This window comes from Subtercola sp. YIM 133946 (assembly GCF_036553535.1).
Taxonomy (GTDB): Bacteria; Actinomycetota; Actinomycetes; order Actinomycetales; family Microbacteriaceae; genus Subtercola.
In genome coordinates this window covers 1-12397 of the sequence record NZ_JAZHPE010000035.1, presented here as the reverse complement: position 1 = coordinate 12397, position 12397 = coordinate 1, and the positions used below count along the sequence as shown (strand labels likewise).

8 protein-coding genes are annotated in these 12397 nt (G+C 68.0%); 3 read left to right on the top strand and 5 right to left on the bottom strand.

The window, feature by feature from the left end; translation table 11 throughout:
* Both V3W46_RS11785 and dxs read left to right on the top strand, forming a co-directional pair.
* Positions 1-2826 carry an aconitate hydratase gene (locus tag V3W46_RS11785; protein ID WP_331783314.1) on the top strand — a complete coding sequence of 942 codons (2826 nt, stop codon included), beginning with the start codon at positions 1-3 and terminating at the stop codon, positions 2824-2826.
* Positions 2827-2979: 153 nt separating this feature from the next.
* Positions 2980-4926: a 1-deoxy-D-xylulose-5-phosphate synthase gene (gene dxs, locus V3W46_RS11780; RefSeq protein ID WP_331783313.1), complete on the top strand. Its 1947-nt coding sequence runs from the start codon at positions 2980-2982 to the stop codon at positions 4924-4926.
* A gap of 7 nt (positions 4927-4933) precedes the next feature.
* Here dxs and V3W46_RS11775 read toward each other — a convergent pair whose 3' ends face one another.
* The 5 genes from V3W46_RS11775 to V3W46_RS11755 form a co-directional block, all read right to left on the bottom strand.
* The gene (locus V3W46_RS11775) at positions 4934-5482 is read right to left on the bottom strand and encodes a dihydrofolate reductase family protein (protein ID WP_331783312.1); all 549 of its coding nucleotides are present in this window, start codon (positions 5480-5482) and stop codon (positions 4934-4936) included.
* A gap of 116 nt (positions 5483-5598) precedes the next feature.
* On the bottom strand, positions 5599-7749 hold the full coding sequence (locus V3W46_RS11770) for a 3-hydroxyacyl-CoA dehydrogenase NAD-binding domain-containing protein (protein ID WP_331783311.1): 2151 nt from the start codon (positions 7747-7749) through the stop codon (positions 5599-5601).
* Positions 7750-7765: 16 nt separating this feature from the next.
* Positions 7766-8977 (bottom strand): thiolase family protein, encoded by a 1212-nt coding sequence (locus tag V3W46_RS11765; protein WP_331783310.1) that lies wholly within the window; start codon positions 8975-8977, stop codon positions 7766-7768.
* A 78-nt stretch (positions 8978-9055) separates the two neighbouring features.
* On the bottom strand, positions 9056-10279 hold the full coding sequence (locus tag V3W46_RS11760; protein WP_331783309.1) for an HRDC domain-containing protein: 1224 nt from the start codon (positions 10277-10279) through the stop codon (positions 9056-9058).
* On the bottom strand, positions 10272-10868 hold the full coding sequence (locus V3W46_RS11755; protein ID WP_331783308.1) for a DUF3000 domain-containing protein: 597 nt from the start codon (positions 10866-10868) through the stop codon (positions 10272-10274). Before V3W46_RS11755 ends, V3W46_RS11760 begins: the two co-directional genes overlap by 8 nt.
* Positions 10869-10988: 120 nt before the next feature.
* Between V3W46_RS11755 and V3W46_RS11750 the strand changes: the two genes are divergently transcribed.
* On the top strand, positions 10989-12281 hold the full coding sequence (locus V3W46_RS11750; RefSeq protein ID WP_331783307.1) for an alpha/beta hydrolase family protein: 1293 nt from the start codon (positions 10989-10991) through the stop codon (positions 12279-12281).
* Positions 12282-12397: the final 116 nt, after the last annotated feature.

The window sequence follows — 12397 nt, the reverse complement described above, 5'->3', positions numbered from 1 at the left end:
GTGTCTGCAGTAAACAGCTTTGGGTCGAAAGACACCCTGAAGGTCGGCGACGAGTCATACGAAGTCTTCCGTCTCGACACCGTTCCGGGGTACGAGAAACTCCCGTTCAGCCTCAAGGTGCTGCTCGAGAACCTGCTTCGCACCGAAGACGGCGCGAACATCACGGCCGAGCACATCAAGGCCCTCGGCTCGTGGGTTCCCACGGCCGAGCCCGACACCGAGATCCAGTTCACCCCCGCCCGCGTGGTGATGCAGGACTTCACGGGCGTGCCCTGCATCGTCGACCTCGCAACGATGCGCGAAGCGGTCGGCACCCTCGGTGGCGACCCCACCAAGATCAACCCGCTGGCCCCCGCCGAGCTGGTCATCGACCACTCGGTCATCGCCGACCTGTTCGGCACCGAGAACGCCCTCGAGCGCAACGTCGACATCGAGTACGAGCGCAACGGCGAGCGGTACCAGTTCCTGCGCTGGGGCCAGACGGCCTTCGACGACTTCAAGGTCGTTCCGCCGGGAACCGGCATCGTGCACCAGGTGAACATCGAGTACCTGGCGCGCGTCATCTTCACCCGAGAGGTCGACGGTGTGCTGCGCGCCTACCCCGACACCTGCGTCGGCACCGACTCGCACACCACCATGGTCAACGGCCTGGGCGTGCTCGGCTGGGGCGTCGGCGGCATCGAGGCCGAGGCGGCCATGCTCGGCCAGCCCGTGTCGATGCTCATCCCGAAGGTCGTCGGGTTCAAGCTCTCGGGCTCCATTCCGCCCGGCGTGACCGCCACCGACGTGGTGCTCACCATCACGCAGATGGTGCGCAAGCACGGTGTCGTGGGCAAGTTCGTCGAGTTCTACGGCGAAGGCGTCACCGAGGTGCCGCTTGCGAACCGCGCCACCATCGGCAACATGAGCCCCGAGTTCGGCTCGACCGCGGCGATGTTCCCCATCGACGAGGTCACGCTCGACTACCTGCGCCTCACCGGTCGCAGCGACGAGCAGGTCGCGCTGGTGGAGGCCTACGCCAAGCTGCAGCACCTGTGGCACGACCCGGCCGTCGAGCCCGTGTTCAGCGAGTACCTCGAACTCGACCTGTCGACCGTCGTGCCGTCGATCGCCGGCCCGAAGCGTCCGCAAGACCGCGTCGAGCTGAGCCACGCCAAAGAGCAGTTCGAGCAAGACCTCAACGACTACGCCTCACAAGACCTGTCGCGGGTCGACGCGGCGATCGAGGGTTCGTTCCCGGCATCCGACCCCATCGGCTTTACGGCGCAAGACGAAGACCGTGCCCACGAGGTGTCGCACGCCCACGTCAGCCACGCCCCGGCCACCGTGTCGGCGCCCACGGCGGTCACCACGCCCGACGGCCTGAACTACACGATCGACCACGGCGCCGTCGCGGTCGCGGCGATCACCTCGTGCACCAACACGTCGAACCCGTCGGTGATGCTCGCCGCGGGACTCCTCGCCCGAAACGCCGTCAAGAAGGGCCTGACCTCGAAGCCCTGGGTCAAGACCACGCTCGCCCCCGGGTCGAAGGTCGTCACCGACTACTACCAGAAGGCGGGCCTCACGGGCGACCTCGAGGCACTCGGCTTCTACACGGTCGGCTACGGCTGCACCGTGTGCATCGGCAACACGGGCCCGCTCATCGAAGAGGTCACCGACGCGATCAACAAGAACGACCTCGCCGTGACCGCGGTGCTCTCGGGCAACCGCAACTTCGAGGGTCGCATCAGCCCCGACGTGAAGATGAACTACCTCGCATCTCCGCCGCTGGTCATCGCCTACGCACTGGCCGGGTCAATGAACTTCGACTTCGAGGCCGACGCCCTGGGTCAAGACACCGAGGGCAACGACGTCTTCCTGCGCGACATCTGGCCCGACGCGGCCGAAGTGCAGCAGACCATCGACAGCTCGATCAACACCGGAATGTTCACGCACGAGTACTCGAGCGTCTTCGACGGCGATGAGCGCTGGCGTTCGCTGCCCACCCCGACCGGCCCGACCTTCGAGTGGGATGCGGAATCGACGTACGTGCGCAAGCCCCCGTACTTCGACGGTATGACCATCGAGACCACGCCGGTGAGCGACATCACGGGTGCCCGGGTGCTGGCGAAGCTCGGCGACTCGGTGACGACCGACCACATCAGCCCCGCGGGCAACATCAAGGCCGACAGCCCGGCCGGAAAATACCTCTCCGGCCACGGCATCGACCGTAAAGACTACAACTCGTACGGCTCGCGCCGCGGCAACCACGAGGTGATGATTCGCGGCACGTTCGCGAACATCCGTCTGCGCAACCAGCTGCTCGACGGGGTCGAGGGCGGCTACACCCGCGACTTCACGCTTCCGGATGCCCCGCAGTCGTTCATCTACGACGCCAGCGAGAACTACCAGAGCCAGGGCATCCCGCTCGTGATCCTGGGCGGCAAGGAGTACGGCTCCGGCTCGTCGCGCGACTGGGCGGCCAAGGGCACCTCGCTGCTCGGCGTGAAGGCCGTCATCACCGAGAGCTTCGAGCGCATCCACCGCTCGAACCTGATCGGCATGGGCGTTCTGCCGCTGCAGTTCCCGGCCGGCCAGTCGGCCGACTCGCTCGGCCTCGACGGCACCGAGGTGTTCGACATCTCGGGCGTCGACGAGCTCAACGAGGGCCGCACGCCGAAGACCCTGCACGTCACCGCCACGCCGACCGACGACTCGCCCGCGGGCAGGCAGCCGATCGAGTTCGACGCCGTGCTGCGCATCGACACGCCCGGCGAGGCCGACTACTACCGCAACGGCGGCATCCTGCAGTACGTGCTGCGCTCGCTGGTGACCGCCGCGTAACCGTCATCGCCGCTTGAGTAGTGCCGCGCAGCGACACGTATCGAAACCCCCGCGCCGGAGGGTTTCGATACGGCCCGCTGCGCGTGCCTACTCAACCGGCGGGCGCGTGTCCAGCGCGCGGAACTTTTCAGTCCGGTCGAATAGACTCAAAAAATGAGCCTCCTCGAACAGATTTCTGGGCCCAGAGACCTCGATCGTCTGACGAACGAGCAGCTCATCGAACTCGCGGCAGAGATTCGCCGCTTCCTGATCGCCGAGGTGTCGAAGACCGGGGGGCATCTGGGGCCGAACCTCGGCGTCGTCGAGATGACCATCGCCATCCACCGGGTCTTCGACTCGCCGCACGACGCGATCGTCTTCGACACCGGGCACCAGTCGTACGTGCACAAGCTCCTGACGGGCCGCCAGGACTTCAGCCGCCTGCGCGAGCGCGGTGGGCTCGCCGGCTATCCGCAGCGCTCTGAGAGCCCGCACGACGTCGTCGAGAGCTCGCACGCGTCGAGCTCGCTGAGCTGGGCCGACGGCATCTCGCGCGCCTTCGTGATGACCGGCCAGGCCGACCGGCACGTCGTGGCCGTAGTGGGCGACGGCGCCCTGACCGGCGGCATGACGTGGGAAGCGCTGAACAACATCAGCGACGACAACGATCGCAACCTCGTCATCGTCGTCAACGACAACGGCCGCTCGTACGCGCCGACCATCGGCGGCATGGCCCGCTACCTCAACTCGGTGCGCACCGCCGCCGGGTATCGCGACCTGCACCACTCGAGCGAACGGCTGTTCGGCCACTTCGGTGCCGCCGGCCGCGCCGTCTACCGCGGCATCCGCGGCGGCACTCACGGCTTCCTCGCCCGCCTCACCAACAATGAGGCGCTCTACTCCAACCTCGACATCAAGTACATCGGCCCGGTCGACGCACACGACGTGCACGCCATGGAGCAGGCGCTGCACCAGGCGAAGGAGTACCGCCAGCCGGTGATCGTGCACGCCATCACCGAGAAGGGGCGGGGCTACGAGCCCGCCCGCGCCGACGTGGCCGACCAGTTCCACGCCGTGGGTCAGATCGATCCCGAGACGGGAGAGCCGATCGGCGGCGCCGACGGCGGCCCCTCGTGGACAGGAGTGTTCTCCGACGAGATCGCCGCCCTGGCCGCGAAGAACCCGAAGATCGTGGGCATCACCGCGGCCATGCTGCGCCCGACCGGCCTGCATAAGATGGCCGAACGCTTTCCGTCGCGGGTGCTCGACGTAGGCATCGCCGAGCAGCACGCCGTGACCAGCGCGGCCGGGCTGGCCTTCGGCGGCCTGCACCCCGTGGTCGCTCTGTACGCGACGTTCATCAACCGGGCATTCGACCAGGTGCTGATGGATGTCGGGCTGCACCGCGCCGGGGTGACCTTCGTGCTCGACCGCGCCGGTGTCACCGGCCCCGACGGCCCCAGTCACCACGGCATGTGGGATCTCGCCATCCTTCAGATCGTGCCCACCATCCGCCTCGCGGCACCGCGCGACGGCGCCCGGCTGCGCGAAGAGCTCGCCGAGGCCCTGGCCGTCGACGACGCTCCCACGGTCATCCGGTTCCCGAAGGGCGCCGTCGGCCCTGATATCGAGGCTGTGCGCCGCACCGACGACGGCGTGGATGTTCTGCGCGAAGCCGCACAGCACGATGTGCTGCTCGTCACCGTCGGCGCGTTCGCCTCGCTCGGGCTCGAGGTCGCCGAGCGGCTCGCCGCCCAGGGCATCGGAGCCACCGTCATCGACCCCCGCTGGGTCGTTCCGACGGCCGGCAGTCTGATCGACCTCGCAGCGAAGCACCGGCTCGTGGTGACGCTCGAAGACGGCATCCGCGTGGGCGGCATCGGCACGCGCATCCGTCAAGACCTGCGCGACGCCGGTGTCGACACCGCCGTCACCGAGCTCGGCCTGCCCGACCAGTTTCTCGACCACGCCAGCCGCTCGCAGATACTCGAAGACGCCGGCCTCACCCCGCAGCACATCGCGCGTGACGTAGTCGCCCAGGTGTTGGGCAGCAAGATCCCCATCGCGCGCCCGCTCAGCGAGTCGAGCGCCAGCGACGACGAGTCGCGCCAGCTCGGCTGACGCCAGCTCAGGCCCGGGTCGCCTCGATGCGGTACGAGAGGCCGATGGCGCCGCTGTCGAACTGCGTGGTGTCGGTGTGCACCAGGCGCAGGGGATCGACCGTGATCGGCAGCAGCGGCTTTCCGCTGCCCAGCACGATCGGCATGATGCTCACGAGCAGCTCGTCGAGCAGGCCCCGTTCGGCGAACTGAGCGGCCACGTTTCCGCCGCCGACGATCCACACGTTCTTGCCGCCCGCGGCCGCCAGCGCACGCAGAGCGACGGCCTCGATGCTCTCCTGGCTGAACAGGATGTTCGCACCCTCGGCCGTCGGCAGCTCGCGGCTGGTCAGCACCCAGATCGGCATGTCGCCGTAGGGCCACGCCTGCAGCTCTTCGTCGAGAATGAACTGGTACGTCGCCGAGCCCATCACGAGCGCGCCCACCTCGGTCAGGAAGGCGTTGTAGTGCGCTTCATAGGCCTCGAATCCGAACTGCAGCAGCCAGTCGATCTTGTCATCGGAGTCGGCGATGAAGCCGTCGAGCGTCGAGGCAACGTAGTACTGGGTCTTGGCCATGCACCCACACTATTGCGCTGGTGCAGTAGCGGGCCACGACGTGGCCCGCGTATCGAAACCCTGGCGCTCGGCTGGTTTCGATACGCCCGGCACGGCCGGGCTACTCGACCGGCGATCTAGGCGACGCCCGTGACGCGGGGGTGGTGGAAGGTGTCGCCGAACACGCGTTCGGAGGCGCCGACCCGGTCGAGGTAGGGCGTTGCGCCACCCATCTGGAACGGCCATCCGGCGCCCAGAATCAGGCAGAGGTCGATGTCTTCTGCGGCGTGCACCACATCGTCTTCGAGCATGCGGTGGATCTCGTCGGCCAGGCCGTCTTCGACGCGCCGCAGAATCTGCTCACCTGTCATCGGCGTTGTGCCACCGGCGACGATCGCCACAGCCGTCTTGTCGAAGCCCTTGATCTTGCCCTTGGCGTCGCGGTCGAAGATCTTGCCGTGCTCGGCGAGCTTGTGCAGGTTCTCGCTCTCGAAGAAGCGGTCGGGAAAGGCGGCGTGATGGGTGTCGAGCACGTGCGCGCCCACCTTGAGCCCGACGAGTTCGAGCAGCTCGAACGACGTCATCGGCAGCCCGAACGGCGCCAGCGCCGTGTTGACCACCTCGAACGGCGTGCCGGTGTCGACCGCGTGCATGGCCTCGCCCAGCAGCTTGGCCAGGATGCGGTTGACCACGAAACCAGGGGTGTCGCGGGTGATCACGGCGTTCTTGCGCAGCTTGGCTGCCGTGACCATCGCGGTCGACAGCGTGGCCTCGTCGGTCTGCGGCGTGTTGACCACTTCGATCAGCGGCATCACGGCCACCGGGTTGAAGAAGTGGAAGCCGACGACCCGCTCGGGATGCTTCAGCTTCGAGGCGATCTGCTCGACCGAGAGCGACGAGGTGTTCGTGGCGAGCACTGCAGTCTCAGAGATGTACTGCTCGACGTCGGCGAAGACATCCTGCTTCACGCTCAGCTCTTCGAAGACGGCCTCGATCACCCAGTCGGCGTCGGCGAAGTCGGCCTTGTTCGTCGTGCCCGTGATGAGCGCGTTGAGCTTGTTCGACTCGTCGGGCGAGATGCGGCCCTTCGACAGCAGCGTGGCGATCTCGCCGCGGATGTAGTCGAGCCCCTTGTCGACGCGGCCCTGGTCGAGGTCGGTGATGACCACGGGCACCTGCAGGCGCCGTACGAACAGCAGGGCGAACTGTGAAGCCATGAGGCCCGCACCGATCACACCCACCTTCGTGACCGGCTTCGCGATCTTCTTGTCGGGTGCTCCCGCCGGCCGCTTGGCCCGCTTCTGCACGAGATCGAAGGCGTAGATGGATGCCCGGAACTGGTCGCCCGCGACGAGGTCGGCCAGCGCCTCGTCTTCACGCGCGAACCCCTCCTCCTTCGTGCCCGACTTCGCCGCACGAAGCAGCTCGAGGGCGGCGTAGGGAGATTTCGCGACCGTGCCGATGCGGCTCTCGAGCGTCTTGCGTGCGATGCCGATCGCGGCATCCCACTTCACCATGCGCTCGATCTTGCCGGGCACGTTCGGGCGCTTGACGGTGATCGAGCCGCCCAGAACTCCGTCGGCCCAGAGCAGCGACTCCTCGAGGAAGTTCGCGGGGCTGAAGATCGCATCGGCGATGCCCAGCTCGAACGCTTCGTTCGCCTTCAGTGTGCGGTTGTTCTTCAGCGGATTCGAGATGATGACGTTGAGCGCGTTCTCGATGCCGATCAGGTTCGGCAGCAGGTACGCGCCGCCCCAGCCGGGGATGATGCCGAGGAACACCTCGGGAAACGCCACGGCCGGAGCCGACGCATCGATGGTGCGGTAGTCGGCCGCCAGCGTGATCTCGACGCCACCGCCGAGCGCGAGCCCGTTGATGAAGGCGAACGACGGCACGCCGGTCTCGCCGAGCTTCGAGAGCGTGTAGTGGCCGAGCTGGGCCATCTGCAGCGCCATGGCGCGAGACGAGACGTCGCCGACCTTGCTCAGGTCGGCACCGGCGGCGAGGATGAACGGCTTGCCGGTCACGGCCACCGCGTCGATCTCACCGGCCGCGGCACGGTTCTTCAGAGCATCCATCGTCTCGCCGTACTCGACGAGCGTGAGCGGACCCAGCGTGTTCGGGCGGGTGTGGTCGCGGCCATTGTCGAGCGTGACGAGGGCGAGCGTCTTGCCGCTCGCAAGCTTCACGTCGCGAACGTAGGAGTGGGTGACGACTTCGTCGGCCGAGAAGGCGAGCAGCTCGGAGAAGTCGATGTCAGCGTAGGTGGTTGGCACAGTGTTCGTCATGGTGTCTGGTCCTGCCTCAGCGGCGGGCCCTCTTCGCCTTCCGGTCGTAGTTCGGGTTCTCCCAGATCACGGTGCCGCCCTGGCCGAGGCCCACGCACATGGCGGTGAGGCCGTACTGCACCTCGGGGTGCTCGGCGAACTGCGCCGCGAGCTGGTTCATCAGGCGCACGCCCGACGAGGCGAGCGGGTGGCCGATGGCGATGGCGCCGCCATACTCGTTGACCCGGGGGTCGTCGTCGTCGATGCCGAAGTGGTCGAGAAACGAGAGCACCTGAACGGCGAAGGCCTCGTTCAGCTCGAACAGGCCGATGTCGGTGATCGACAGGCCGGCCTTATTCAGGGCCTTCTCGGTCGACGGCACCGGGCCGATGCCCATGATCTCGGGCTCGACGCCGGCGAAGGCGAAGCTCACCATGGTCATCTTCGGGGCCAGGCCGAGCTCTTTGGCGACGTCGCCGCTTGCGAGCAGGGCGGCGGTCGCGCCGTCGTTGAGCCCCGACGAGTTGCCGGCGGTGACGCGGCCGTGCGGCCGGAACGGGGTGCGCAGCGTGGCGAGCCCCTCCATCGTGGTCTCGGGGCGCGGAGCCTCGTCGATGGTGGCCAGGCCCCAGCCGTTCTCACTGCGCGTCGCGACCGGAATCAGGTCGGGCTGGATCTTGCCGGCGGCGTAGGCCGCGGCGACCTTCTGCTGCGACCGCAGCGCGTAGTGGTCTGAGCGCTCTTTCGTCAGCTGCGGAAAGCGGTCGTGGATGCGCTCGGCCGTGTTACCCATGTTCAGCGCCTCGGCGTCGACCAACCGCTCCGAGACGAACCGCGGGTTCGGATCGGCGCCAGCCCCCATCGGGTGGTGGCCCATGTGCTCGACACCGCCCGCGATGACGAGGTCGTACGCGCCGAAGGCGATACCGCTGCCGGTGGTGGTGACGGCGGTCATCGCGCCGGCGCACATGCGGTCGATGGCGAAGCCGGGCACCGACTTCGGCAGCCCGGCGAGCAGAGCCGCGGTACGGCCGATGGTGAGACCCTGGTCGCCCGTCTGGGTGGTGGCGGCGATGGCCACCTCGTCGATGCGGTCTTTCGGCACGTTCGGGTTGCGCTCGAGCAGGCCGAGCATCGCCTTGACGACCAGGTCGTCGGCGCGGGTCTGCCAGTACATTCCCTTTTCGCCCGCACGCCCGAACGGGGTGCGAACGCCATCTACGAATACGACTTCAGCTTTTTCGGCCACTGTGCCTCATACCTCCCGGGGTAAGTTCGGTACGATCCTAGGCACGCCCCGAAACCCCCCGAAATCGTTTGATTCTTCCTACGATTCGTCTTCGGCGGCGTCGAGGAGCTTTTGGTGGGCTTCTACAAAGGCTTGGGCGATCGGCTGTGCGGTTAGCTCAATCTGCCACGGCCGCGCCCCGAGCCCCTGCAGGGCCGCGGCGATCGATTCTGCGCTGAGCTGCGGCGGGGGAGTCCACGCCACCCGGCGCAGCAGGTCGGGCGTGAGCAGGTTCTCGAGCGGAATCAGCTGCTCTTCGCTCAGTGCCAGCAGCGCCTGCCGTGCAGCCTTCAGCCGGGCATCCGCCTCAGGGTTGCGGTCGCCCCACGCGCGCGGCGGGGGCAGCGTGTCGGTCGCGCGGGTCAGCTGCGGCGGGCTGGTGGATGCCCGGCCGGCCTCGATGGCATTCCACCACCGGTCGAGTTCAGACCGTGACGCCCGCCCCGTGAAGTCGCGCATGGCGGCGAGATCGCGCTTCGAGGCCGGCAGCGCGCGTGCGGCCGCCGTCAGCGACAGGTCGGGCACCAGTCGGCCGGGCGCGATGTCGGTCGCGCGGGCCAGCTCGTCTCGGGCGAACCACAGCTCGCGTGCGACCGAGAGGCTCTTCGCTCCGCGCAGCGAATGCACGCCGGTGAGGCGGCGCCACGGATCGGCGAGTGGCGGCTTGCCCTCTTTGACGAGCGTGGCCTGAAACTCCTGCTTCGCGATCTCGGTCTTACCCTGCTCGGCGAGCAGCTTCTCCATCGCGTCGCGCAGGTCGACCAGCAGCTCCACATCGAGCGCTGCGTATTCGAGCCACGAGGCCGGCAGGGGCCTGGTCGACCAGTCGGCCGCCGAGTGTTCCTTGGCCAGATGGATGCCCAGCAGCTCTTCGACCACGGTGCCGAGCCCGACGCGGGGCATGCCCAGCAGCCGCGCGCCCAGCTCGGTGTCGAAGATGCGGGTCGGCGCGAGCCCCACCTCGCGCAGGCAGGCCAGGTCTTGGCTGGCGGCGTGCAGCACCCACTCCTCGCCCGAGATCGCCTTCGAGAGCTCGGTGAACGCCCCGATCGGCGGCGGGTCGAACAGAAAGGTGCCGGCGCCGCGGCGGTACAGCTGAATCAGGTAGGCCCGCTGCGAGTAGCGGAATCCGGATGCCCGCTCGGCGTCGATCGCGATCGGCCCCGTTCCGCCCGAGATCTGCCGCACAGCCTCGAGGTAGGCGTCGTGCGTGTCGATGACGACCCGCGGCGCCGCGCCCTTCGCGGGCAGCGCATCAGTCACGGGCAGTGCGTTTCGTCGACAGCAGGCTGACCCCCTCGGCCACCGGCGGCAGGCCGGCGAGCATGCAGAGCAGTTCTCCCCACCCCTCGACGTGCGACTTCACGTCAGCGTCTCCCGGGCTCCATGACGCGCGCAGCTCGATCTGGGCACCGTCGCCCTGCTTGGCGAGCTCACCGAAACCTGACGAGATGATCTTTGTTGCTGTACCCGAAGCATGTGAATAGTTTGCCCCCTGAGCGTCGAGAGCATCAATCAGCCACGACCAGGTGACCTCGGCGAGAAACGGGTCGAGCCCGATCTCGGTCTCGAGCGGCGCCTGAACGAAGCAGACCACGCGGAACGGACCACCCCAGGCCTGCGGCTCTTCGGGGTCGTAGAGCAGAATGAAGCGCCCCGTGCCGAGGTCTGAATCGGAGCCGTGCCGCAGCGGCGTGACGTCGGCGCTGAGGGCGATGGAGTACGGCGCCAGGTTGGCGGGGGAGGCGATCTCGCTCACCACGAGCTCGGGCCGGGTCGTCGCCTTTCGGAGCGAACCCAGCGCCGCGGCGAAGGCCGCAGGCAACGCTGGGCTGAAGGGGGAATCAGACACGTCGCCAGACTAGGGTTTTTTTGTGTGTCTGCTGGGAAGGCACGCCGTTTCGCCCCCGTGGTACCGCGCTGTGGAGCGATTGGCAGCGAATCGCTTCGAAAGATGTGCAAAAGTGTGGCCATGACGAACCGCAGCCAGCTCGACACAGAACATCTGAAGCGCGAGGTCGTCGCCCCCTGGGTGATCTCGGCCATCGTGGTCGGCGGTGTCGCTGCCGCCGCCACTGCGACCGCCGCTTTCGTCACGGCGAAGTTCTCACGCTCGGTCGTGATTCCCACCGACTCGGCCACCGAGAACCTGCGGGTCTACGGCGTCGACCTCGACGCCGGCACCGTGACGCTCGGCATCTCGGCCGACTCGCTGGTGGCCGGCCGGTACAGCCTGTGGTTCGCCAACGGCACCGGGCACGCCCGCATCGGCGGCATCCGGTCGGTCGCCGACGGCCGTGTCGTGCGAACGCTCGAGAGCGTCGACTACGGCGAGCTGCAGGATGCCCGCTGGTGCCGGCTCGGCAGCTGGTACTACCTCGACCCCCGCGAACTCGGGCTCGACGTGCACGATGTCGAGGTCGAGACAGAGCTGGGCCCGGCCCCGGCCTGGCTCGTTCCGGCCGAGCCGCGGGCTACGAGCGCCGATGAGGCCGGCAGCGCCGGCGCCGGTGCCGAAGCCGGTGCCGGTGCCGGTGCCGCCGCAGAGTCCGAGGGCACCACGCCCGCCTCGCGCTGGGCGATCCTGGTGCACGGCAGGGGAGTGCGGCGGGCCGAGACCATCCGCGCGCTGCCGCTGTTCCACGAACTCGGCTACACGACGCTGCAGGTCTCGTACCGCAACGACGGCGAGGCGCCGCCGAGCGCCGACGGCCGCTACGCCCTCGGCGACACCGAGTGGCACGACGTCGACGCGGCGATGACCTTCGCCGTCGAGCACGGCGCGACCGACATCGTTCTGATGGGCTGGTCGATGGGCGGCGCCACGGTGCTGCAGGCGGCCACCCGCTCGGCCAGCAGGCAGTACCTGCGCGCCGTCGTGCTCGATTCGCCGGTGGTGGCGTGGAGTGACACCATCGTCTTCCAGGGCCACCTGAACCATCTGCCCACGTCGATCTCGAAGGCGGTGATGGCCACGATCGGGTCCGAGGTGGGCCGGCCGATCACGGGCCAGTCGCAGCCGATCGACTTCAAACGGCTCGACTTCGTGGCGCGGGCGTCGGAGGTGAGCTGGCCCGTGCTTATCCTGCACAGCGACGACGACGGCTTCGTGCCGTCGACCGCGTCGCGCCGGCTGGCCGAGGCCCGCCCCGACCTCGTGACGCTGGTGCCGTTCTCGGTGGCGAAGCACGTTCGCCTCTGGAACTACGACCCCGAGAAGTACACCACGAGCATCCGCAGCTGGCTCGTCAAGAACGCTGGTTGAGTAGCGGGCCGCAGGCACGCGTATCGAAGCCACCCCATGCGGAAGGGTTTCGATACGCGACGCAGCGCGTCGCTACTCAACCAGCGAACTCGCGAAGAACGCTGGTTGAGTAGCGG

What these genes read in the sequence shown, in the direction of transcription:
- V3W46_RS11750 (WP_331783307.1), top strand. Translation starts at nt 10,989, where the DNA reads ATGACGAACCGCAGCCAGCTCGACACAGAACATCTGAAGCGCGAGGTC.
- V3W46_RS11775 (WP_331783312.1), bottom strand. Translation starts at nt 5,482, where the DNA reads ATGGCCAAGACCCAGTACTACGTTGCCTCGACGCTCGACGGCTTCATC.
- dxs (WP_331783313.1), top strand. Translation starts at nt 2,980, where the DNA reads ATGAGCCTCCTCGAACAGATTTCTGGGCCCAGAGACCTCGATCGTCTG.
- V3W46_RS11770 (WP_331783311.1), bottom strand. Translation starts at nt 7,749, where the DNA reads ATGACGAACACTGTGCCAACCACCTACGCTGACATCGACTTCTCCGAG.